We start from the raw sequence: 24,012 nt of genomic DNA, 5'->3' as shown, positions 1-24,012 counted from the left end.
GATGGGGGAACAGGCACGCTGGACACGGGCCCGGCTCGGCCGGTGCGGGCCGCCGCTCGACCTGCTCACCGCGAGCTTCCGCCGGCACGTGTACGCCCCGCACGCCCACGACGAGTACACGATCGGCGTCTGCGTGGGCGGCACCGAGATCATCGACTACCGGGGCGGCCACATCAGCACCGGCCCCGGCACGATCGTCGTCCTCGAACCCGGCGAGATGCACACCGGCGGCCCCGGCAACCCCACCGACGGCTACGCCTACCGCGCCCTGTACGCCGAACCGTCCCTGCTCGCCGACGGCACCCTCGGCCGGCTGCCGCACTTCCGCCAACCCCTCATCCACGACTCCGCGCTCGCCACGGCCCTGCGCACCGCCCACACCGAACTGAGCGCCCGCCCCGACCCGCTGGAGGCCGAGTCCGTCCTGCCCTGGCTGCTGACCGCGCTCGCCCGGCGGCACTCCGGGGCACGGCCGGCCACCGACCGCGTCCCCGGCGCCGCCGCCATAGCCCGCACGGTCCGCGACCGCCTCGCCGACGAACTCACCGACCCGCCGTCCCTCGCCCTGCTCGCCACCGACCTCGGCCTGTCCCGCTACCAGCTCCTGCGCGCCTTCCGCACGACGATGGGCATCCCCCCGTACGCCTGGCTCGCCCAGCACCGGGTCGCCAAGGCGCGTGCCCTGCTGGAGGGCGGCCTGCGCCCGGCCGAGGCGGCCGCCCTCGTGGGCTTCGCCGACCAGGCCCATCTGACCCGCTGGTTCCGCCGGGTGCTCGGGGTGACCCCGGCCGTCTACCGCAACAGCGTTCAAGACGGGCGGGGGCCGGGCGGCCGAGACTCGGCCGCATGACTGCACGCGGCTGGCTCCTGTTCTCCCTGATGGGAGTGGTCTGGGGCATCCCCTATCTGATGATCAAGGTGGCGGTGGACGCGGTGTCCCCGCCGGTCGTGGTGTTCACACGCTGCGCCCTCGGCGCGGCCCTGCTGCTCCCGTTCGCCCTGCGCCAAGGCGGCTTCGGCACCTCGATACGGGCCCACTGGCGCCCCGTGCTGGCCTTCGCGGCCCTGGAGATCATGGGGCCCTGGTACACACTCACCGACGCCGAACGGCACCTGTCCAGCTCGACGGCGGGCCTGCTCATCGCCGGGGTGCCGATCGTCGGCGTGGTGCTGGCCCGGCTCCTCGGCGACACGGAACACCTCGGCGTCCGCCGGGTCGCGGGCCTGTCCCTCGGTCTCGCGGGCGTGGCGGTCCTCACCCTCCCGCACCTCACCGGCGGTGACGCCCGCTCGCTGCTGGAGGTCCTGCTGACGGTCCTGGGCTACGCCACCGCCCCGCTGATCGCGGCCCGCCGCCTCAAGGAGGTCCCGTCCCTCCACCTGACGGCCGCCTGCCTGACCCTGGCCGCCCTGGTCTACGCCCCCGCCGCCGCCCTCACCCGCCCGGCCTCCGTCCCCTCCGCCCCGGTCCTGGCCGCGCTGGCCGGACTGGGCGTGATCTGCACCGCGGTGGCCTTCGTCGCGTTCCTGGAGCTGATCAAGGAGGCCGGGCCCACCCGGGCCACGGTGATCACCTACGTCAACCCGGCGGTGGCGGTGGCGGCGGGCGCCCTGTTCCTGGACGAGCCGCTGACCCGCACGGTGCTGGCCGCGTTCGGACTCATCCTGGCCGGTTCGGTCCTGGCGACGGCCGCCGGTCCGCGGCGCGGCAACCGCCCGGTACCATGGTCGGCACGGCAGACGAGCCGGGCGGACGGCCGCGTGGAGTCCCTTACGGGGCTCCCCGAGGAACGTCCGGGCTCCACAAGGCAGGGTGGTGGCTAACGGCCACCCGGGGTGACCCGCGGGACAGTGCCACAGAAAGCAGACCGCCGGAGACTTCGGTCCCCGGTAAGGGTGAAACGGTGGTGTAAGAGACCACCAGTGCCCAGGGTGACCTGGGCAGCTAGGTAAACCCCACCCGGAGCAAGGTCAAGAGGGAGCACCTCGGTGCTCCTGCGCGGACGTTCGAGGGCTGCCCGCCCGAGTCCGCGGGTAGACCGCACGAGGCCGGCGGCAACGCCGGCCCTAGATGGATGGCCGTCGCCCCGGCGCCCGCGAGGGCACCGGGGAACAGAACCCGGCGTACAGCCCGACTCGTCTGCCCCTCAGGCACCTGACCCGCGATATCGCAGGTCAGGGCCTTTTCTTGTGGAACCGTCGGCGTAGCCCACCCCGTTCCGTACCGGTGCTCATCGGACCTCGCCGCTACGAAGGCAGCCATGAAGGTAGCCACGCCGGGGGGCTTGGCGTGGGCCGGCACTCCAGCAGAGGTATCAGGGCGGCGGCTTCCGGTGTCTGCCGGTCCCGGGGCCCAGCTTCGGTGCTGCCTCAGGGGCGGGGGCGGCCCCGGCGTGGGGAAACAGGATGCGCCTCGCTTCCGCGAGGTTCGCCGCGAAGCCGTGCGGTTCCCACAGATGGCCGTTCCACCGTTGGATCGCCCGGGGCGCATCAGGGTTCAGGTGCGATGCCCTCGGGCCGTCGCCGGTCACCAGAGGTACGGCGCGGAGCTGCCCGATCCTCGCGTCGCGACGCTCGGCCCACTGGGAGAGCGGTTCGTCGTCCATGTCCGGAGCGTAGTGGGTCAGGGGATCCGGTGTTCCCAGCGCAGGGAGGGTGCCTGGTCGATCCAGTACTGGTGGGACGCGGGCGTCACGCGGAGCCGTACGGAGTCGATCTCCGGCGCCCCGGCGTCCTGCCGAGGGACGAGAGAACGTTCCACGACGTCCCACAGGGCCACCGGGCCGCCTTGGCGGACGATCCAGCTCTCGCCGTCGGCGAGGAAGCCCCCTACGCAGCCACCAAAGCACCCTCCCTGTGCGTTTATGCTTCCGACCGGCGACTCCGGCGCACCAAGCGGCGCGCCGGAGATCGAGTGCGCGGCGTCGTGGGTCTCGGGCGAGACGGTGAGACGGGGAGATCGTCGAGGATCTCCCCGCGGGCCGATGCGGCCGCCGAGATGCGACCAGCGGTCCGTGGACTGCTGGACTGCTGGACCGCTGGACGGCGACGGGTGAGAGGTCCGCCCCCGTGGCCTTGATGCCTCGTCGTGGCCGGTCAGGCGGTCGTTGCCGCTGCCGCGGCCTTGCGCAGTGGTGGTACGAAGGCCAGGGCGATCAGGGACAGGACCAGGTTGAGGACCAGTGTCACCGTGAACGCGTGCGTGTAGGCGTGCCGTGAGCCCGCGTCGCCGAGGGTGCTGAAGTAGAGCAGGCCGACGAGGGTGATGCCGACGGACATGCCCAGCTGGCCCACGGTCTCCAGCATGCCGGCCGCGCTGCCGGCCTCCTGCGGCGGAGCCCCGGTGAGCGCGGCGCCGAGCAGCGGGCTGACGCCCAGGCCCTGGCCCACGCCGATGACGACGAGCGCGGGGACGAGCACCGGGCCGGACAGGGAGTCGCCCGCGCCCAGCGCGGTGAGCAGCAGCAGGAGGTAGCCGAGCGCGTTGAGCCCGTACCCGGCGGTCAGGACGTGCAGGCCGAGCCGCGGCATGATCTTCGGCAGGGCCAGCGAGGTGCCGGTGAACGCGATGCCGAGCGGGGCGAACAGCAGACCGGACTCCAGGGCCGAGTAGCCGAGCCCGCTCTGGAGCTGGACGGCGAGCACGAAGAACAGGCCGGCGTTGCAGGCGAAGAACGCCAGGAACAGCGCGTTGCCCGAGCGGTAGGCGCCCAGCCGCAGCAGCGGCGGGTTGACCAGGGGCTGCCCGCCGGTGGCGGCCAGCCGGCGCTGCCACCAGCCGAACGCCACGAAACACGGCACGGACAGCACCATCATCACGAAGCACCACACCGGCCAGCCGGCCGTACGGCCCTCCGCCAGGGGGAACGACAGCAGCAGCAGGGCGAGGGTGAGCAGGGCGACGCCGGGCAGGTCGAGGCGGGGGCGCTGGGTGCCCCGGAACCCGGGCATGGTCAGCGCGGCGCCCACGATGGCGGCCAGCCCCAGCGGCAGGTTGACCAGGAAGATCGGGCGCCAGCCCCAGCCGAACAGGTCCAGATGGACCAGGACGCCGCCGATCAGCTGGCCGCTGATGGCGGCGAGGCCGATGGTGACGCCGAACAGCGCCAGGGCCTTGTCGCGCCGGGCGCCCTCGAACGAGGTCTGGATGATGGACAGGATCTGCGGGAAGAACAGCGCCGCCGCCAGGCCCTGGACACAGCGGAAGACGATCAGTGCCGCGGGTCCGGGCGCCACGCCGCAGGCCAGCGAGGCGACCGTGAACAGCCCGAGGCCGGTGAGGAACATCCGCTTGTAGCCGACGATGTCGCCGAGCCGGCCGCCGGTGACCAGGAAGAGGCCGTACACCAGGATGTACCCGCCGACCGTCATCTCGGCGGCGGAGACGGACGCGCCGAGGTCGCTCCGGATGGACGGGATGGCGACGTTGACGATGTAGGAGTCCATCATCGCCATGAACGTCGCGGCCATCGCGACCAGGACCATCGCCTTGACCCGGGCGGGCGGCAGCGGCGGCGGGCCGGCGCCGGGCGGGGCGGCGTCCGTCGTCTCGTCCGGGTCGGTGAGGGACACGGACCGGTCATCCTGCATGTGCGGGCCTGCTCTCGTGGGTGGGGGGCGTCAGGTCGGCGTCGAACTCGGGACCGAGCAGGTGGAGGCGGGTCCCCACCAGTTCGACCCGTGAGCACACGCCGAGCTTCTGGAAGATCTTCCGGAGGTGGAAGTTGACGGTGTGGGGGGAGAGGTTGACGCGCGAGGCGATCTGACGGTTGGTCAGCCCGGCGGCGACGAGACGCGTGATGGTCTGTTCGGTGGGGCTGAGCACACCGCTCTCCGCGTCGTCGGCGGGCGGCTCGTGCCGCAGCAGGGCCGCGGCCTCGTACAGCAACGGGTGGCGGAAACGTAGCCGGTCGCCGTCCAGGACGAGCACCCCGGCCTCCGTCGCCTCGCGTACGGCGCCCAGTACGGACACCGCCCGGCCGTCGGGCAACCGCATCAGCTCGCTCATCCGCGGCGGCAACTGCCGTGCCGCGACGGCCTGAAGCAGCTCCCGGGTGCGGGCCGACAGCCGCGGGTCCGCGCTCAGCAGCGTGGCCACCACCTGCGGCGGCGGCGTCGCCGACACGAGGCTCGCGACACCGCCGCACACCCGGTACCCGCCCCCCTCGGTCAGCGCCTCCAGCACGGCAGTCAGCAGACCGGGATGGCCCCCGCAGGCCGTGAGCAGGCGCTCCACCGAGGTGTCCGGCGAGCCGCCGAGCCGGTCCGCGGCCATCCGCAGCGCGTCCCGGCGGCGCAGCGGGCCGAGGGTCAGCTCGACCGTGTCCGGGTGCCGGCACACCGCGTGCGAGGCCGGTCCGCCGGTGCCGGACAGCAGCCACACCACTCGGCGGGCCGACCGCGCCGAGGGCAGTGCCCGCAGCGCGGCCGGCACGTCGGGATCCTCCCAGGCGACGTCGTCGAGCGCGACGAGGACGGGCCGGGCCGCCGCGTCGCGCGGGGCCGGCCGTGCGGAGCCCGGAACACCGACGGCACCCAGAGCACCGAGAACGTCGTCGAGCAGATCCGGCCCGTGGTGCGGGACGTTCTCTCCGGCCAGGCCGGAAAATGGCTGGAAACCGGTGGCGCCGGCCATAAGGGAAGCGGCCAGCAGCAACCTCTTGTGCTGCGCGGCGGAACCTCCTATGACGTCGAATCCGACCTGTCGGGCGGTGTCCGAAATGCGGTTGACCAAAGTGGTCTTTCCGTAACCCTTCGGGCCCTGGAGAAGAATCAGATTGCTATGTCCGTGGCGTATCCGTTGTAAGCGCTGTCGTATTAGCCATTGCTCATGGATACGGCCGTACAGCTTCATTCACATCCCCCGTGTGTGCCTGTTACAGCAGTCGGCGCTGCACGCGCTCACTTGGCACGATGCCATGCATGCCGCGCCGGACATTAACCGACCAGGGTAAAGAAAAGCCCATGGTTCATGGGCCATACCCCACCCTTCGTGAAGGAGTCAACTACTCGAACAAGTAGTGGCTGATTTCCAGAGGGTTTGACAGCTTTGAACGGTCCGCGGAAGAGGTGCCGTCGGGCCTCGAAGCGATCTCTACGGGGAGAGTCACATCGACATGCCAGACGCCGACCGGGGCATTCGTCTGCCGTTGACCGCCGCACAGGAAGGCGTCTGGGCCGCGCAGCGGCTGAATCCGGCGAATCCGCGCTACAACTGCGCCAGCTACCTGGAGATCCACGGCCCGGTCGACGCCGGGCTGCTCGACCGCGCGGTGCAGATCGCGCTGGCCGAGGCGGAGGCGCTGCGGGTACGGCTGGACGACGACGGCCGACCGGGCCAGACCGTACTGCCGGTGGCCGAAACAAGCCCCCTCGACGTGCTCGACCTGTCGTCCGCCGCCTCCCCCCGGGCCGCCGCCGAGGAGTGGATGCGCGCCGACCTGTCCCGGCCGGTCGAACCGGCCGGCGGACCGCTCGTCCGGCACGTGCTCGTCAAGGAGTCCGCGAACTCCTGGCTGCTGTACCTGCGCTACCACCACGTGGTCATGGACGGCCTCGGCCACACGGTCCACGTCCGCCGCGTCGCCGCCGTGTACACCGCGCTGGCGGCCGGCGCCGAACCCCCCGCCGTACGGACGCTGCCACTGCGCCGCCTGGTCGAGGAGGACACCGCCTACTCCGGCTCGGCCGGTCACGCCCGCGACCGCGCCTACTGGCTCGGCCGCTTCGCCGACCGCCCCGCCCCGGTGAGCCTGGGCGACCGGCACACCCGGGCCGCGGGCGGGCTGCTGCGCCGCACCACCGACCTCACCGAAGCCGACACCACCCTGCTCAGGGACACCGCCCGGCAGCTCGCGGCCCGCCCCTCCACCCTGCTCGTCGCCGCCGTGGCCGTCTACCAGAGCAGGCTCACCGGCAGCGACGAGACCCTGCTGCGGGTGCCCCTGCCCGCCCGCCCGTCCAGCGCGGCCATCGGCACCCCGGCCATGTTCGCCAACGAACTCCCCGTACGCATCGCCGCCCCCCGCACCGCCTCCTTCGCCGAGGTCGCCGCGGAAGTGGCCCGGGAACTCGGCGACACCCTGCGCCACCAGCGCTTCCGCGGCGAGCAGCTGCACCGTGAGCTGTTCCCCGAAGGGCGCCGCGAACCCCTCGCCGGCACCACCGTCAACGTGGTCACCTTCGACGCCGACGTGTCCTTCGCCGGCCTGCCGAGCACCGCGCACCACCTGTCCTCCGGCCCCGTCGACGACCTGCGCTTCGACTTCTTCTCCGACGCCCGCGGCAGCCGGGTACGGCTGCACACCGACGCCAACCCCGAACGGCACTCGGCCGGCGCCCCCGCCGCCCACACCCGCCGGCTGCTCACCCTGCTGCGCGCGGCCCTCACCGACCCCGGACGGACCGTCGGCACCCTGCCGTTGCTGGACGACACCGAGCGCCGGGCGGTCCTCGCCGCGGGCGCGCCCGAGCGGCGCGACTACGACCTGGCCACCCCCCTGCACGACCTGGTCACGGCCCAGGCCGCCCGCACCCCCGACGCCGTGGCCGCCACCGACGACACCACGTCCCTCACCTACCGCGAACTCACCGACCGGGCCCGTCGCCTCGCCCGCCACCTCGGCGAACAGGGCGTGACCCCGGGCGCGGTCGTCGGTGTGTGCCAGGAACGCTCGGTGCATCTGCCCGTCTCGCTGCTCGCCGTCCTCATGGCCGGCGCCGCCTACCTGCCGCTGGACCCCGAACTGCCCGACCGGCGCCTGGCGTTCCAGATCCAGGACGCGGCCGTCGGCACCGTCCTGGCCACCGCACGGACCGCCGGCCGCCTCGCCGCGGCCGGGGTGCGGGTCGTCGCCGTGGACGAGGCGCTGCCCGCCCTGCCCGCCGCCGACGGCCCGCTGCCCGCCACCGGCCCCGCCGACATCGCCTACGTCATCTACACCTCGGGCTCCACCGGAACGCCCAAGGGCGTCGCCGTACCGCACCGGGGCGTGGTCAACCGACTGCTGTGGATGCAGGAGGAGTACGCCCTCGAACCCGGCGAGTGCGTCCTGCAGAAGACACCGTTCACCTTCGACGTGTCGGTGTGGGAGTTCTTCTGGCCGCTGCTCGCCGGCGCCCGGCTGCACCTCCTCACGCCCGGCGCCCACCGCGACCCGCGGGCCGTCGCCGCCGCCGTCCGCGCCCACGGCGTGACCACCCTGCACTTCGTGCCGCCCATGCTCGACCTGTTCCTCGGCGAGCCCGACGCGGCCCGCCTGCCCACCCTGCGCCGGGTGGTGTGCAGCGGCGAGGCGCTGCGCCCGGAGACCGTGGCCCGGTTCTTCGCCGTCCACGGCCCCCGCGCCGACGCCCCCGGCCTGTACAACCTCTACGGGCCGACCGAGGCCGCCATCGACGTCACCCACCTGCGCTGCACCGAGGAGCACGGCACGGGGCCGGTGCCGATCGGCCGGGCCGTCGCCAACACCAGCCTGTACGTGCTCGACCCCGGCGGCGAACCGCTGCCCTTCGGAGTGCCCGGCGAACTCCACATCGGCGGTGTACAGGTCGCCGCCGGCTATCTGGGCCGGCCCGAGCAGACCGCGGAACGCTTCGTCACCGACCCGTACACCCCCGGCGGCACCGTGCTCTACCGCACCGGCGACCTCGCCGTGCTGCGGGAGGACGGCGTCATCGAGTACCGCGGCCGGCTCGACCACCAGCTGAAGATCCGCGGCTTCCGCGTCGAACCGGGCGAGATCGAGTCGGCGCTGCTCGCCCTGCCCGGTGTCGGGCAGGCCGTCGTCACCGCACCCCGGCAGGCCGACGGACAGCACCGGCTGCTCGCCCACGCCGTCGCCCCCGGCACCACCCCGGAGGCCCTGACGGCCGCGCTGGCCGAGCGGCTGCCCGCGTACATGGTGCCGTCCGCCGTCGTCCTGCTCGACGCCCTGCCGCTGTCGCCCAACGGCAAGGTCGACCGGCGCGCCCTGCCCGAGCCCCAGGACCCCGCCACCGCACGGGCCACCCCCGACGGCGACCCGCTGGACGAGGACGAACAGCGGATCCACGACGCCTTCGCCGCCGTACTCGGCGCCGAACGGGTCGACGCCGACACCTCCTTCTTCGCCCTGGGCGGCGACTCCCTGCTCAGCATCCGGCTGCGCACCGCCCTGGAGCACACCGGCATCACCTTCGACCTGCCCGACCTGTACGAGGCGCCCAGCGTCCGCGCCCTGGCCCGCCGCACCCGGCCGTACGTCCCCGCCGGACCGCACACCCGGCCCTTCTCGCTGCTGTCCGCCGCCGACCGCGACCTGCTGCCCGACGGCCTGGACGACGCCCATCCGCTCAGCAGCATGCAGTCCGGCATGGTGTTCCACGCCGAGTACGAGGAGAACTCCTCCGTCTACCGGGTGGTCACCAGCATCCGCGTCCGGCTGCCCTTCGCCGAGGAGCCGCTGCGCGCCGCCCTCGCCGGCACCGTCCGGCGCCACCCGGCGCTGCGCAGCTCCTTCCACCTGACCGGCTTCGGCGAACCGCTCCAACTGGTCCACCGCGACGTCACCGTCCCCCTCGCGATCGACGAGGAGCTGCGCGGGGCCGCACCCGAGGTCCGCGACGCCCGCCTCGACGCGTGGGCCGAGGCGGCCAAGCACCACGTCTTCGACCTCACCGCGGCCCCGCTGCTGGCCTTCACGGCCCACCCGCTGGACGCGGAATCGTTCCAGCTGAGCGTCGTCGAACACCATGTGGTGCTGGACGGCTGGAGCGACGCGGCCATGCTGGACGAGATCGTCACCCGCTACCGGGCCGCGCTCTTCGGCGAGGACCTCTTCCTGCCCGAGATCCCCAGCACCTTCCGCGAGTTCGTCGCCGCCGAACGGCGGGCCGCGGACCAGCCGGAACACCGCGCGTTCTGGGCCGGGGAACTGGCCGGCGCCGAGCCGGCCCCCCTGCCGTCCCGCACCACGGGCCGCCCGGCCGGCGCCCGGCACCGGCGGTTCGACGTACCGCTGGACCAGACCACCGGGACCCGAATCGCCGCCGCGGCCCGCGCCGCCGGACTGCCCCCGAAGTCCCTGCTGGCCGCGGCCCACGCCGTCGTCCTGCACACCGTGGCACCCGGCGACGAGGTGCTCACCGGCGTCGTCACCCACGGCCGGCTCGCGGACGAAGGCGGCGACCAGGCGATCGGCGTGTTCCTCAACACGCTGCCGCTCCGGCTGTCCGTGACCGACGGCTCCTGGCTGGACCTCGCCCACCGGGTGCGCGCCCACGAGCAGCGCACCCTGCCCCACCGCCGCTACCCGTTCGCCCGCGTCCTGCGCGACCACCCCGGCCTCGCGCTGGACTCCTACGTCAACTTCATGGACTTCCACCGGCAGTGGGGCTCCGACGCCGCGATCCAGGACGGCTTCGGCATCGCCGAGACCAACTTCCCGCTCGCCGCGAACTTCCTGGTCGACCCGGCGGGCGGCCGGCTGCGGCTGTGGCTGGACTGCGACACCTCGCTGCTCGACCCCGAGTTCTGCGAACGGCTGACCGGCTACTACGGCCGCGCCCTCGCCGCGCTCGCCGCCGACCCCGCCGCCGCCCCGCCGGACGAGCTGCGCGGCCCCGCCGAACGGGCCCTCCTCGACGGCTGGAACGACACCGCGGTGCCCTACGACACCGGCGCGACCGTCGCCGGACTGATCGACCGGCAGATCGCCGCCACCCCCGAGGCCCCCGCGCTCGTCGACGGCCGCGAACGCCTGAGCTACGCCGAACTCGACGAGCGGGCCGCCCGCCTGGCCCACCATCTGCGCGCGCACGGTGCCGGCCGCGGGCGCCGGGTCGGCGTGAGCGTACGGCGCTCGGCCGACCTCGTCGTGACCCTGCTCGCCGTGGCCCGCACCGGCGCCGCCTACGTCCCGATGGACCCCGGCTTCCCCGCCGACCGGCTCGCCTACATCGCCACCGACGCCGCCCTGGACTGCCTGGTCACGGGCCCCGGCGGCCCCGAGGACCTGCCCGCCGGGGCGGTCGTACGGCTCGACCGGGACGCGGCGCGGATCGCCGCCCGGCCCACCGGCCCGCTGGACGGTCCGGGCGCCGACGACCCGGTGTACGTCATCTACACCTCCGGCTCCACCGGGCGCCCCAAGGGCACGGTGCTGCTGCACCGCAACGTCGTCAACTTCTTCGCCGGCATGGACCTGCGGATCGGACTGGCCGCCGACGACGTCGTCCTCGCCCTCACCAGCGTCTCGTTCGACATCTCCGTCCTCGAACTGCTGTGGCCGCTCACCCGCGGGGCCACGGTCGTCGTGGCCGGCGAGCGGATGATCGAGCGGCTCATCCCCGCCGACGGCGACGACTCCCTCCGGGAACTCCTCGTCCGCCACCACGCCACCCTGCTCCAGGCGACCCCGTCGTTCCTCGCGGCGGTCGCGGCCCAGCCGGAGGCACTGGACGCGCTGCGCCCGCTGCGCGCCCTGCTGGTCGGCGGCGAGGCGTTCCCCTCCGGGCTCGCCCGGCGGCTGCTGACCGCGCTTCCGGCGGTGCGGGTCCACAACATGTACGGCCCCACCGAGACCACCATCTGGTCCACGGTCCACGAACTCGACCGGGAGCGGGACGCGGACGCCGCCGCCCTTCCGATCGGCAGCCCCATCGCCAACACGACCGTCCGGGTGGTCGCCGGGGACGGCCGCGAGACCCCCGTGGGTGTCGCCGGTGAGCTGTGGATCGGCGGCGACGGGGTCGCCCGCGGATACCTGGACCGGCCGGAGCTGACCGCCGAGCGGTTCGTCACGGCGGCCGGGGTCCGCTGGTACCGCACCGGGGACCGGGTGCGGTGGCGGGCCGACGGGGTGCTGGAGTTCCTCGGGCGCATCGACCGCCAGGTGAAGATCCTCGGGCACCGGGTCGAGCCCGACGAGGTGGAGAGCGTCCTGTCCCGCCACCCCGAGGCCGCCTCGGTCGCCGTCGTCGCCGCACAGCGCGCGGGCGGCGGAGCCGAACTCGTCGCCTACGTCGCCCCGGCCGCGCGGGCCTGGAACGCCGACGGGGAACGCAGCCACGTGGACCGCTGGCGTGAGGTGTGGGAAGGGGCGTACAGCCCCGGCGGGGGCGTGGACGACGCGGGCGCCGCCGGGGAGACCACGGCGCCGGTGGGTTCGCCGGGTTCGCCGGCTTCGGCGGGGTCTACGGCTCCTGCGGGTTCGGTGAGTCCGGCGGGGTCTACGGCTCCCGTGGGTTCGGTGAGTTCGGCGAGTTCGGTACATTCCGACGACGAGCGGGACTTCGCCGGATGGCTCAGCAGCTACACCAAGCGGCCGATCCCCGCGCACGAGATGCGGGACTGGCTGGAGCGGACCGTGCGCCGGATCCGCCGGACCGGCGGCGCCCGGATCGTGGACGTCGGCGTCGGCGTCGGCCTGTACCTGCGCCGGCTCGCCCCGGACGCCGATTCCTATCTGGGGCTCGACCTCTCCCCGGCCGCCCTGGCCACGGCCGCCGCGGCGGTCTCCGGCGACGGCCCCCTGCCCGGTCACATCACGCTGCGCCAGGCCGAGGCCACGGCACTGGCCGAGCTGCCCGGCGCAGCCGCCGACCTGGTGCTGTTCAACTCCGTCGTGCAGTACTTCCCCGGCCCGGACTATCTGCGCCGGGTGCTCACCGAGGCGGTCCGGGTCGCCGGACCCCGGGGCGCCGTGTTCGTCGGCGACGTCCGGGACCTGACGCTGCTGCCCGCCTTCCACGCGGACACCCAGCTGCGCCGGGCCCCCGCGCTCGGCCCGGCCCGGGAGGTGTCCGCCGCCGCGGCCCGCGCCCTCGCCGAGGAACGCGAGCTGTGTCTGACCCCGGCGTTCTTCGAGGAGTTCGCCGAGGCCGCGGGGCTCGGCCTGCGCATCGAGCTGAAGCGGGGCCGGCACGCCAACGAGCTGACCCGGTTCCGCTGGGACGTCACCCTGTACGGCCCCGGCCGCGCCCCGGCCGCCGACGCCGACGGCAAGCGGCTGTCCTGGGCCGACGTGACCGGCTTCGACGCCCTGGCCGAGCTGCTGGCGGGCACCGCGCCCGAGCGGGCCCTGACCGTCACCGGTCTGCCCGACCGGCGACTGGTCCGTCCGCTCGCCGCACTCGCCCTGCTGCGGGGCGAGCCGGGGCCCGGGCAGACCGCGTGGGAGCTGGAGCGGGCGCTCTGGGAGGCCTCGGCCGACCAGGGGATCGACCCCGAGGACATCGCGGAACTGGGCGAACGGCACGGCCGGACCGTCCGCCTGCTGCCCCCGGCCCCCGGCCGCACGGGCGAGTTCGACGTCGTCTTCGAACCGTGCGCCGCCGCCCCCGAAGCCGCCGCCCGGGAAACTGCCGCCCCCCTAGCCGCCGTCCCGGCAACGCACGTACCGACCACCGTCACCCCGGCGACCACCGCTCCCGAAGCTCCCGCCCCGGCAGCGCACGCCCCGGCGACCGCCGCCCCGCAAGCCGCCGCCCCGGCAGTCGGCGTCCCGGAATCCGAGCAGGCGGCCCGGCCGCCGAGGAAGCAGTGAGGACCGTGAACGCATCCACCCCGCCCCTGGCCAACGATCCGCTGGCCCAGACGGCCTGGGCCGCCTTCCGTACCCGGCTGCGCGACTTCGCCGCCGAACAGCTGCCGGAGGCGATGGTCCCGTCCCGGTTCGTCGTCCTGCCCGAGCTGCCCAAGCTGCCCAACGGCAAGGTGGACCGCGGCCGGCTGCCGGCGGTGCCGGACGGCGAGAGCGGCGGCACCGCCTACGTGGCCCCGGGGACCCCCCTGGAGATCCGGCTCGCCGAGATCTGGGCCGACCTGCTCGGCGTCGGCCGGGTCGGCCTGAAGGACAACTTCTTCGAGCTGGGCGGCGACTCCCTCGCCGCGGCCCAGATGGCGGCCCGGCTGCGCGCGGCGACCGGCCTCCAGGTGAGCCTGCGCGGCCTGTTCGACCACCCCACCCTGGAGCGACTCGTCCGCCACCTCGACGCCCAGGACGGTACGGCGGCCACCGGCGACCCCGGCCGGCACCCGCGGTCCATCGCCGGCGCGGACCTGGCCGCCGAGGCCGTCCTGCCCGCCGACCTCACCCCCGCCGCGGACGCCCTGCCGCCGGCCCCGACGCCGTACCGCACCGTGCTGCTCACCGGCGGCACCGGGTACACCGGCGCCTTCCTGATGCGCGAGCTGCTCGACCGGTCCGACGCCCGCCTGTACGTCCTGGTCCGCGCCGACACCCCCGGGCAGGCGGCGGACCGGGTGCGGGCCGCGATGGAGCGGTACGGGGTGTGGCACGAGGGCGACGAGAAACGATTCACCGGAGTGCCCGGCGACCTGGCCCGGCCCTACTTCGGCCTCGGCCACGACACCTGGGCGCGGCTCGCCCGGGACGTCGAGATGATCGTCCACAACGGCGCCTGGTCCAGCTACGCGCTGCCGTACCGCAGGCTCAAGCCCGTCAACGTGCTCGGCACCCAGGAGGTCCTGCGGCTCGCCGCCCGCCACCGGATCAAGCCGGTGCACTACATCTCCTCCCTCGCCGTCTACCCCGGCAGGCCCGGCGAGCACCGGTGGGCGGAGGACGCGGCCACCGACCCCGAGGGCGTGGTCGGCGGCTACCGGCAGACCAAGTGGGTCGGCGACCGCATGATGGCCCAGGCCCACGAACGCGGCCTGCCCACCTGCGTCTACCGGCCCGGCCAGATCACCGGCGCCCAGACCACCGGCGCCTGCGCCGAGGACACCTTCCTCAACGCCACCCTCAAGGGCTGCGTCCAGCTCGGCGCGGCCCTGGAGTTCGACGTGTTCCTGGAGATGACCCCCGTCGACTTCTGCGCCGCCGCCGTCGCCCACATCGCCCTGAGCGGCCGCCGGCACGGCACCTCCTTCAACCTGCCCGGCGGCCGTCCGCTCGCCTGGGACCGGCTCGTCGAACTGCTGGCCGAATGCGGCTACCCGCTGCGCCGGCTGTCGTACGCCGACTGGTACGCCGAGCTGACCGAGGCCATGGAACGCGGCGAGGAGAACGAACTCGCCCGGTTCCTGCCGCTGTTCGGCACCGACCAGCCCGCCGAGGACCTCGGCTACCGGGGCAGCCGCCCCGTCTTCGACACCACCCACCTGCGGGCCGCGCTGGCCGGTTCGGACATCACCTGCCTGCCACCCGGGCGTGAGCTGGTCGGCCGCTACCTGGACCACTTCGAAGCCACCGGCTTCCTGCCCGCGCGCGCCGAGAGGACAGCCCCGTGACCCAGCCCTCCCTCCTGGACGAGCCCAGCGCCCTGCACCTGCTGCGCCGGCACGCGGCCGAGCGGCCCGCCCGCGCCGCGGTCACCTTCGTCCACGACCACGACGCGGCCGACGGCGCCCGCACCCTCGACTACGCGGCCCTGGACGCCGAGGCCCGCCGCGTCGCCTCCTGGCTCCAGGAGCGCTGCGCGCCCGGCGACCGCGTCCTGCTGCTGCACCCGCCGGGCCTGCCCTTCGTCACCGCCTTCCTCGGCTGCCTGTACGCCGGGACGGTCGCCGTGCCCTCGCCGATGCCCGGCCAGTTCCAGTACCAGCAGCGCCGGGTCACCGGCATCGCGCTGGACGCCGGGGTGAGCGTCGCGCTCACCGACAGCGGACAGCTGGCGGAGGCCCGCCGCTGGATCGACGCCGAGGGACTGGACTTCGCCGTCGCGGCCAGCGACACCCCGGGCTTCGGCGACGCCGACCGCTGGCGCGACCCGGGAGCCGGCGCCGGCGACCTGGTCCTGCTCCAGTACACCTCCGGCTCGACCGGCGACCCCAAGGGCGTCATGGTCGACCACCGCAACCTGCTGCACAACGCCGACAGCCTGCGCCGCGCCCTCGGGCTGACGGCCGGCACCAACTTCGGCGGCTGGATCCCGCTCTACCACGACATGGGCCTGATGGGGCAGCTGCTGCCCAGCCTCTTCCTCGGCAGCAGCTGCGCCCTGATGTCCCCGATGGCGTTCCTCAAGCGCCCGCACCAGTGGCTCAGCCTCATCGACCGCTACGACGTGGGCTACTCGGCCGCCCCCAACTTCGCCTACGAGCTGTGCGTACGCCGGGTCACCGACGCCCAGCTCGCCCTGCTGGACCTGTCCCGCTGGCGTTTCGCGGCCAACGGCTCCGAGCCCATCCAGGCGTCCACGCTGCGCGACTTCGCCGAGCGTTTCGGCGCCGCCGGGTTCAGCGCGGAGGCCCTCGCCCCCTGCTACGGCATGGCCGAGGCCACCGTGTTCGTCTCCGGCCTGGCCGGCCGGCCGCCCCGGATCGAGCCCGTCGACGCCGACGCCCTGGAGAAGCACGTCCTCCAGGCCCCGCTGCCCGACGGCCCGGTCCGCGAGCTGGTGGGCTGCGGGAACGTACCGGACTTCGACGTACGCGTCGTGGACCCGGCCGACGGGACGGTGCTGTCCGACGGCAGCACGGGCGAGATCTGGCTGCGCGGCCCCAGTGTGGCCGCCGGCTACTGGGGGCGCCCGGACGCCACCGAGGAGACCTTCGGCGCGCGCACCGCCGACGGCGAGGGACCGTTCCTGCGCACCGGCGACCTGGGCGCCCTCGTGGACGGCGAGATCTATGTGACCGGCCGCAGCAAGGACCTGCTGATCGTGCACGGCCGCAACCTCTACCCCCAGGACATCGAGCACGAACTGCGCCACCGTCACCCCGAGCTGGCCACGCTCGCCGGCACCGCGTTCACCGTGCCCGTGCCGCAGGAGGAGGTGGTGGTCCTGCACGAGATCCGCGGCCGGTTCACCGACGAGCAGTACGCCGACCTGTCCCGGGCCATGCGGACCACCGTCTACCAGGAGTTCGGGGTGCGCACGGCCGGACTGGTGCTGCTGCGGCCCGGATCCGTCCGCAAGACCACCAGCGGCAAGGTCCAGCGCTCCGAGATGCGACGGCTCTTCCTCGACGGCGCGCTCACCCCGCTCCACACCCACCTGGAGCCCGCGGTGCGCGCGCTGGTGAACCCGGCGAACGGGTTCCCCGCGTGAGCGGCGGCGCGGCCCGCTGGCCCGCCGGGCTGCCCGGCGTCCTGGACGGCGCGATCGAGGCCGCCGCGGCGCCGGGCGGCCCGTTCCACCCGGTGACCGGCGCCCGGCTCGACGCCCGCGAGGAGTTCCCCGCCGACGCCTGCGCCGTCCTGGACGAGCACGGCATGGCCCGCGCCTACGTGCCGGCCGAGCTGGGCGGCGTCCCCGGCGGGCTGCCGGAGTTGGTCGCCGCGCTGCGCACGGTGGCCCGCCGGGACGTCACCGTCGCCGTCGCGCACGGCAAGACGTTCCTCGGCTCGGTGCCGACCTGGGTGGCGGGCACCGGCGAGCAGCGGCGGGCCCTCGCCCGCCGGGTGCTGGACGGCGCGGTGGTCTCCTGGGGCCTGACCGAACCGGGCCACGGCAGCGACCTGCTGGCCGGCGAGCTGACCGCCGCACCCACGGCGGACGGCGGACGGCGGCTCGACGGCACCAAGTGGCCCATCAACAACGCCACCCGCGGCGACCTGATCTCGGTGCTGGCCCGGACCGCACCCGAGGGCGGCCCGCGCGGCTTCGGCCTGCTCCTGGTCGACAAGGCAACCCTGGCCCCCGGCAGTTGGAGCCCGCTGCCCAAGGAGCCGACCCACGGCATCCGGGGCGCCGACATCAGCGGCATCCGCTTCACCGGCGCCGAGGTCCCCGCCGACGCCCTGACCGGCGGGGCCGGCGACGGACTGGACGTCGTCCTGCGCTCCCTCCAGCTGACCCGGACCGTGTGCACGTCCCTGTCGCTCGGCGCCGGGGAGCACGCCCTGCGGCTGGCCCACGCCTTCGCCGCCGGGCGCGCCCTGTACGGCACCACCCTGCTGCGGCTGCCGCTGGCCCGCCGGGTGCTCGGGCGGGCCGCGGCCTCGCTCGCCCTCGCCGACGCCGCCTCGCTGCTGGCGGCCCGCGCCGCGCACTGCCTGACCGGGGAGATGAGCGTGGTCTCGGCGGTCGTCAAGGCCGGCGTACCGGAGATCGTCCAGCTCGCCGTCGACGACCTCGCCGAACTCCTCGGCGCCCGGGGGTTCCTGACCGGACACCACGAGCACGGCGCCTTCCAGAAGCTGGAGCGCGACCATCGCATCGTCGCCGTCTTCGACGGCAGCACGGCGGTCAACCGGGCCTCGCTGATCAACCAGTTCCCGGCGCTGGCCCGGCTGCACCGCAAAGGCACCCGCGACACCGAGGGCCTCGCCGCCGCCGTCGCCGCCGGACCCCTCCCACCCGTCGACTTCGGGGCGCTGCGCCTGTTCAGCCGTACCGGATGCAGCGTGGTGCAGGCCCTGCCCGACGCCGCCGACCGGCTCGCCGCGCTCGCCGCCGCCGGGGACGTGCCGCCCCGCGTCCCGGAGCTGGTCCGCGCACTGGCCACGGAGGCGACGGCGGTCGCCGACGCCATGGCGGCATCGCGCCCGGCCGGCCGCGGCACACCGCCCGAGGACTTCGAGACCGCCCGCCGCTACGAGCGCTGCTTCGCCGGTGCCGCGGCCGCCCTGCTGCTCCTCGCCGACCCGGGCGACCAGCCGCGCGTCCCCGCGCTCACGGCCGCGCTGGAACGGGCCCTGGAACTCCTCAGGCCGGGCCACCAGGCACCCGAGGAGGCGTACGAACCCATGCTGGAGACGCGCGCGGAACCGGCCGAGGAGCTGATCGCATGACCCCGCCGAGCCCCGCGAGGACGGCACCCCGCCCCGCGACCGAACCGGCCGGCGGCACGGCCGCGGACCACCTGGAGGAGCTGTTCGGCGACGCCGGGGACCCGGCCAACCCGGTGGGCCGCGCCGCCGTCCTCGCCGCCGACGACCGCTCCGAGATGCTCGCGGCCGGCGAGGACCTGCTGACCGGCTTCGGGCTGAACGCCCACTTCGTCCCCCGGGACCTGGGCGGCCGGTTCGCGCGGCTGGACGACCTGATCCGGGTCATGCGGACCGTGTACCGCCGCGACCCCTGCCTCGGCCTCGGCCACGGCGCCGGGTCCTTCATGGCCGCCGTCAACGTCTGGACGGCCGGCAGTGCCGAGCAGCGGCACCGGCTGGCCCGGCGGCTGCTGTCCGGCGGCCGGGCGGCCTGCGCCTACCACGAGCTGGACCACGGCAACGACTTCACCCGGGCCGGCCTCACCGCCCTGCCCGGCCCCGACGGCCGGCTCCGCCTGAACGGCCGCAAGGAGGTCGTCGCCAACCTGCGGCGCGCCGAGACCGTGGTCCTCTTCGCCCGCACCGACCCGGCCCACGGCAGCCGCAGCCACTCCCAGCTGCTGTTCGACACCGCCGGCCTGCCCGCGGCGGCGGTACGGCATCTGGACCGGTTCCCCACCGTCGGCATGCGCGGAGTCCCGCTCGGCGGGATCGAGTTCACCGACTGCCCGGTACCCGAGGACAGCGTGGTGGGCCGCCCCGGCCAGGGCGTCGAGACCGCCCTGCGCTCGTTCCAGCTGACCCGCATCGCCCTGCCCGGCATGACGATCGGCCTGCTCGACACCGCCCTGCGCACCGCCGTACGCGGCGCCCGCGGACGCACCCTGTACGGCGGCCGGGCCGCGGACCTGCCGCTGTCCCGGTCGATCCTCGCCGAGACCTTCGCCGACCTGCTGCTGGCGGACACCTTCACCACGGTCGCCGCCCGCGCCGCACACACCGCGCCGGCCCGCGCCGGCGTCTACGCGAGCGCGGTCAAGTCCTTCGTCCCGACCGTCCTGATCCGCGCCGTCCAGCGGCTGTCCGAACTGCTCGGCTCCCAGTTCTACCTGCGCGCCGGAGAACAGCCGCTGTTCCAGAAGCTGCTGCGGGACGTGCAGCCCTCCGCGTTCGGCCACGCCTCCCGGGTCTCCTGCCAGTCCGCGCTGCTGCCGCAGCTGCCGCTCACCGCCCGCCGCGGCTGGCGCGACGACACGGCCGACCCGCTGCCCGCCGAGACCTTCCGCCCCGGCGACCCGCTGCCGCCGCTGAGCTTCTGCGACCTCACCGTCTCGGCCGGCGGACGCGACCCGCTGGCCCGCTCCCTCGTCGTCGCCACCGCCTCGGCCGCCGACGGCGACCCGCTCGTCACGGCCGGCCGCGCCTGGTGCGCGGAGCTGGCGGCGCTCACCGCCGACGCGACCGGCCTGCCCCCCACCCTCATCGGCCCCGACGCACCCCCGTACGCCTTCGGCCTGACCGCCCGCTGGACCGGTGTCCTGGCCGCCTCGGCCTGCCTGAACACCTGGTGGAACCGCCCCGGCGAGGCCACCGGGAGCAGCGCGGACCCGGCCGTCGCCCTCGCCCTCCTGCACCGGCTCGGCACCCATCTCGACCACCACCGAGAGCCGCTGCCGCCCCACCTCGCCGAGCCGCTGGGCGCCGAACTCGACCGGCGCTTCGACGCCGGACTCACCTTCGACCTCGACCACCGCCCCACCGGGGCCTGACGCGCCAGGAGCACCCATGTCCGAACCGACCACCCAGACCGCCGAGCCGACCGCCGCCGAACTGGTCGACTGGCTGCGCGAGCGCGTCGCCGCCCAGACCGGCCGCCCCGCCGCCGAGATCGACGCCCACGTCCCGCTCAACGACTACGGCCTGGACTCGGTGTACGTGTTCGGCCTGTGCGCCGAGATAGAGGACCAGTACGGCATCGAGGTGGAGCCCACCGTCATGTGGGACAACACCTCCCTCGCCCCGCTCGCCGACGCCCTGCTCGGACTGATCACCGCGCGCTGAACCGCCTGCCGCAGCCCCCGTACCGCCGTCCGCCCTCTCCCGGAGCCGCCGCGATGACCGCCCTCCTGCCCGAGTTCCCGATGCCCCGCGAGCACCCCCTCGACCCGCCGCCCCAGTACCGCGCGCTCAGCGCCGAACGCCCGGTGTTCCAGGTGCGCACGCCCCGCGGCGACAGCGCCTGGGTCGTCACCCGCCACGAGGACGTCCGGGCCGTGCTCACCCACCGCGCCTTCAGCTCCGACCCGCGCACCCCCGGCTTCCCCACCTACGTCACCGGTGACGTACCCCCGCCCGCGGGCTTCTTCATGCAGGCCGACCCGCCGGACCACGGACGGCTGCGCCGCACCGTCACCCGGGAGTTCCTCATCAACCAGATGGAGGCGCTCAGGCCCACCATGCGCCGCATCCTGGACGGCCTGGTCGACCGGATGACCGCGGACGGCCGCCGCTCCGCCGACCTGGTCCGCGAGTTCGCGCTGCCCATGGCCGCCATGACCATCTGCGAGATCCTCGGCGTCCCCTTCGAGGACCACGTGCTGTTCGTACGGCTCACCGACACCGTCCTGGACCGCTCCAGCACCCCCGAACAGGCCGTCCAGGCGGCCACCGAGCTGATGGGCTACTTCGACCGGCTGGTCACCGCCAAGGAGCAGAAGCCCTCCGAGGACCTGTTCGGCCGCATGGTCGCCCGCTCCGCCGAGGGCGGCCTCGACCACGGGGAACTCGTCGGCATGGCCGCCCTGCTGCTGCTCGCCGGCTACGACACGATGGCGCAGATGATCGGCATCGGCACCGTCACCCTCTTCGAACACCCCGAGCAGCTCGACGAGGTGAAGCGGGACGGCGCCCTGCTGCCGGGCGCGGTCGAGGAACTGCTGCGCTACCTGTCCATCAACCACGCCGGACTGCCGCGCGCCGCCACCGAGGACGTCGTCGTCGGCGGCCAGCAGATCCGCGCCGGCGACGGCGTCCTGGTGATGCTGAACGCCGCCAACCGCGACGAGGCGGTCTTCGAGAACGCCGACACCTTCGACATCCACCGCGAGAACACCGGCAGGCACCTCGCGTTCGGCCACGGCTTCCACAAGTGCGTCGGCGCCACCCTCGCCCGGGTCGAACTCACCGAGGTCTTCGGCGGCCTGTTCCGCCGCCTGCCCGGCCTGCGCCCCGCGAAGACCGTCGGGGAACTGCCCTTCCGCCACGACATGGTGCTCTACGGCGTCCGCGAACTCCCCGTCACCTGGTGACCCAGGACCCGCCGACCCCCCACCACCCGAAGGAACCCCCAGTGACCGCATGCCCCCACGCCGCCGGCGCCCTGTTCACCCCGGCGTTCGTCGCCGACCCCCACCCCGTGTACGCCGCACTGCGCGAGGAGGGCCGGGCGCACCGCATCACCCTGCCCGGCGGAGTCGAGGCGTGGCTGCTCACCGGTTACGAGGACTGCCGCCGTGCCTTCCTCGACAACGACTCCTACTCCAAGGACATGGCGGCCACCTGGACCGCCTTCCGGGAGCAGCGGGTCCCGGTCACGGGTGACGTGGTCATCGGGATGGGCGACTCCATGCTGGTGTCGGACCCGCCCCGGCACACCCGGCTGCGGTCGCTGGTCTCCAAGGGGTTCACCCCCCGCCGCATCGAGGCCCTCGCACCGAGCATCGAGGCCACCGCGAACCGGCTGCTCGACGACCTCCTGCGGCGCGGCGGCGAGCAGGCCGGCCGCGCCGACCTGACCACCGAGTTCGCGGCCCTGCTGCCGATGGAGGTCGTCCGGCACCTGCTGGACGTGCCCGCCGAGGACGGGGAGCGGCTGCGGCGCGCGGTCGAGGCCGTGATGAGCAACGACGAGGACAGCCGGGACGCCGCGATGGCCGCCTTCCAGGAGGTCCACGACCACCTGCGCGCCCTTGTCGCCCGCAAGCGCACCGAGGGCGGCGACGACCTCACCTCGGCACTCATCGTCGCCCGCGACGAGGACGACCGGCTCAGCGAGGACGAACTCGTCTCCATGCTGGCGCTGCTGCTGTCCGCCGGACACGAGACCACCGTGAACCTGCTCGGCAGCGCCGTCCTCGCCCTGCTCCGCCACCCCGGCCAGCTCGCGCTGCTGCGGAAGGAACCCGAGCGCTGGCCGGACGCCGTGGAGGAGGTGCTGCGCTGGGACGGCCCGATCCAGAACGCCATCTGGCGCTTCACCCGCAAGCCGGTCACCGTCGGCGACGTCACCATCCCGGCGGGCGAGGCCGTGGCGCTGAGCGTGGCCGCCGCCGACCGCGACCCGGAACGCTTCCCCGGCGGCGCAGAGTTCGACGTCACCCGCGGCGAGCGGGCGCACCTCGCCTTCGGCCACGGCATCCACCACTGCCTGGGCGCGCCGCTGGCCCGTCTGGAGGCGCGGATCGCGGTACCGCTGGTGTTCGCGAAGCTGCCCGGCCTGGCCCTGGCCGGAGAGCCCGCCTACCGCTCCTCCACCGTCTCCCGGGCCCTTTCCTCCCTGCCGGTGACCTTCGGGAACGTAGGCTGATCGGCATGAAGATCCTCGGTCTGTGCGGAAGCCTGCGATCCGGGTCGCTCAACGCGGCCGTGCTGCGCTCGGCGGCGGAACTGACCCTGCCGCCCAGGGAATTCACCGTCGACCCGGGCCTGGACCGGCTGCCCTTCTTCAACGCCGACCTCGAGCAGACCGCGCTGCCCGAGGTCGCCGCCGGCCTGCGGGCCGCGGTCGGCGCGGCGGACGGCCTGCTGATCGTGACCCCGGAGTACGCCCACGGCACCTCGGGCGTGCTGAAGAACGCCCTGGAGTGGCTGGTCGGCGGCGGCGAGATCGCCGACAAGCCGGTGGCCCTGGCGAGCGCGTCCCCCGCGGTGACCGGCGGCGACCGGGCCCGCGCCTGGCTGGCCGAGACGCTCGCCGTGATGGGCGCCCGCGTGCTCCCGCAGGACCTGCGCATCCCGCAGGCCACCCTGAAGATCGCGGACGGCCGGGTCACCGACGAGCCGACCCGCACGGCCCTGTCCGGCCTCCTGGACGACCTCGCCCGAGCCGCCGCCGAGGCCCGCGAGAACGACGGCACCTTCGCGTCCTGACGCCGACCGGCAGGGGGCCCGTCCCCGGAGCGCGCGCTCCGGGGACGGGCCCCCTGTGCTCCGGTACGGGACCGGCTCAGAACTCGTCGTCGAACGACACCGAGCCCTCCACGGCGACCTGGTAGGCGGAGGGGCGGCGTTCGAAGAAGTTGGTGAGTTCCTGGACGCCCTGGAGTTCCATGAAGGAGAAGGGGTTCTCGGA

General features: G+C 74.4%; 14 protein-coding genes, 1 other RNA gene and 2 pseudogenes. 12 read left to right on the top strand and 5 right to left on the bottom strand.

Annotated elements, in window-relative coordinates; all coding sequences use genetic code 11:
- Nucleotide 1 precedes the first annotated feature (1 nt).
- The 3 genes and pseudogenes from ACZ7KF_RS09940 to rnpB all read left to right on the top strand — a co-directional run bounded on the left by ACZ7KF_RS09940 (nt 2) and on the right by rnpB (nt 2,143).
- Nucleotides 2-850: an AraC family transcriptional regulator gene (locus ACZ7KF_RS09940; protein ID WP_471071035.1), complete on the top strand. Its 849-nt coding sequence runs from the start codon at nt 2-4 to the stop codon at nt 848-850.
- A pseudogene (locus ACZ7KF_RS09935) lies at nt 847-1,674 on the top strand (DMT family transporter); the annotation flags it as partial. The gene ACZ7KF_RS09940 and the pseudogene ACZ7KF_RS09935, both read left to right, overlap by 4 nt.
- A 67-nt stretch (nt 1,675-1,741) precedes the next feature.
- Nucleotides 1,742-2,143, top strand: an RNA gene (gene rnpB / locus ACZ7KF_RS09930) — RNase P RNA component class A.
- A gap of 172 nt (nt 2,144-2,315) precedes the next feature.
- Here the strand turns inward: rnpB and ACZ7KF_RS09925 are convergent.
- From ACZ7KF_RS09925 to ACZ7KF_RS09910, 4 genes are all read right to left on the bottom strand, one after another.
- Nucleotides 2,316-2,606 carry a DUF6087 family protein gene (locus tag ACZ7KF_RS09925; protein ID WP_471071032.1) on the bottom strand — a complete coding sequence of 97 codons (291 nt, stop codon included), beginning with the start codon at nt 2,604-2,606 and terminating at the stop codon, nt 2,316-2,318.
- Between the two features lie 17 nt (nt 2,607-2,623).
- Nucleotides 2,624-2,779: a hypothetical protein gene (locus ACZ7KF_RS09920; protein WP_471071030.1), complete on the bottom strand. Its 156-nt coding sequence runs from the start codon at nt 2,777-2,779 to the stop codon at nt 2,624-2,626.
- Nucleotides 2,780-3,096: 317 nt separating this feature from the next.
- Nucleotides 3,097-4,572, bottom strand: a complete 1,476-nt coding sequence (locus ACZ7KF_RS09915; RefSeq protein ID WP_471071027.1) for an MFS transporter — start codon at nt 4,570-4,572, stop codon at nt 3,097-3,099.
- A gap of 7 nt (nt 4,573-4,579) precedes the next feature.
- Nucleotides 4,580-5,854 (bottom strand): helix-turn-helix transcriptional regulator, encoded by a 1,275-nt coding sequence (locus tag ACZ7KF_RS09910; protein ID WP_471071024.1) that lies wholly within the window; start codon nt 5,852-5,854, stop codon nt 4,580-4,582.
- 262 nt (nt 5,855-6,116) lie between these two features.
- On the opposite strand from ACZ7KF_RS09910, the gene ACZ7KF_RS09905 reads away from it, so the two are divergent.
- From ACZ7KF_RS09905 to ACZ7KF_RS09865, 9 genes are read left to right on the top strand one after another with little or no spacing between them, the layout of a single operon-like run.
- A complete protein-coding gene (locus tag ACZ7KF_RS09905) occupies nt 6,117-13,526 on the top strand; it encodes an amino acid adenylation domain-containing protein (RefSeq protein WP_471071021.1) in 7,410 nt (2,469 codons plus the stop codon).
- A 5-nt stretch (nt 13,527-13,531) separates the two neighbouring features.
- A complete protein-coding gene (locus ACZ7KF_RS09900) occupies nt 13,532-15,235 on the top strand; it encodes a thioester reductase domain-containing protein (RefSeq protein ID WP_471071018.1) in 1,704 nt (567 codons plus the stop codon).
- Nucleotides 15,232-16,998, top strand: a complete 1,767-nt coding sequence (locus tag ACZ7KF_RS09895; RefSeq protein WP_471071015.1) for a fatty acyl-AMP ligase — start codon at nt 15,232-15,234, stop codon at nt 16,996-16,998. The genes ACZ7KF_RS09900 and ACZ7KF_RS09895 overlap by 4 nt, the downstream gene beginning before the upstream one ends.
- A complete protein-coding gene (locus ACZ7KF_RS09890) occupies nt 16,995-18,683 on the top strand; it encodes an acyl-CoA dehydrogenase family protein (RefSeq protein ID WP_471071012.1) in 1,689 nt (562 codons plus the stop codon). The genes ACZ7KF_RS09895 and ACZ7KF_RS09890 overlap by 4 nt, the downstream gene beginning before the upstream one ends.
- Nucleotides 18,680-20,431 carry an acyl-CoA dehydrogenase family protein gene (locus ACZ7KF_RS09885; protein ID WP_471071009.1) on the top strand — a complete coding sequence of 584 codons (1,752 nt, stop codon included), beginning with the start codon at nt 18,680-18,682 and terminating at the stop codon, nt 20,429-20,431. The genes ACZ7KF_RS09890 and ACZ7KF_RS09885 overlap by 4 nt, the downstream gene beginning before the upstream one ends.
- Before the next feature lie 16 nt (nt 20,432-20,447).
- Nucleotides 20,448-20,723: an acyl carrier protein gene (locus tag ACZ7KF_RS09880; protein ID WP_471071006.1), complete on the top strand. Its 276-nt coding sequence runs from the start codon at nt 20,448-20,450 to the stop codon at nt 20,721-20,723.
- 53 nt (nt 20,724-20,776) lie between these two features.
- Nucleotides 20,777-21,970, top strand: coding sequence for a cytochrome P450 (locus ACZ7KF_RS09875; RefSeq protein ID WP_471071003.1), 1,194 nt, complete (start codon nt 20,777-20,779; stop codon nt 21,968-21,970).
- A 41-nt stretch (nt 21,971-22,011) separates the two neighbouring features.
- The gene (locus ACZ7KF_RS09870) at nt 22,012-23,247 is read left to right on the top strand and encodes a cytochrome P450 family protein (protein ID WP_471071000.1); all 1,236 of its coding nucleotides are present in this window, start codon (nt 22,012-22,014) and stop codon (nt 23,245-23,247) included.
- Between the two features lie 5 nt (nt 23,248-23,252).
- Entirely contained in the window at nt 23,253-23,810 is a 558-nt protein-coding gene (locus tag ACZ7KF_RS09865; RefSeq protein WP_471070997.1) for an NADPH-dependent FMN reductase, read from the top strand.
- A 76-nt stretch (nt 23,811-23,886) separates the two neighbouring features.
- On the opposite strand, the pseudogene ACZ7KF_RS09860 reads toward ACZ7KF_RS09865, so the two are convergent.
- Nucleotides 23,887-24,012, bottom strand: a pseudogene (locus ACZ7KF_RS09860) (ribonucleotide-diphosphate reductase subunit beta); the annotation flags it as partial.

The organism is Streptomyces sp. NPDC038200, assembly GCF_055600785.1.
Note: the sequence above shows the minus strand (reverse complement) of the source record. Positions and strands in the feature narration are given on the sequence as shown.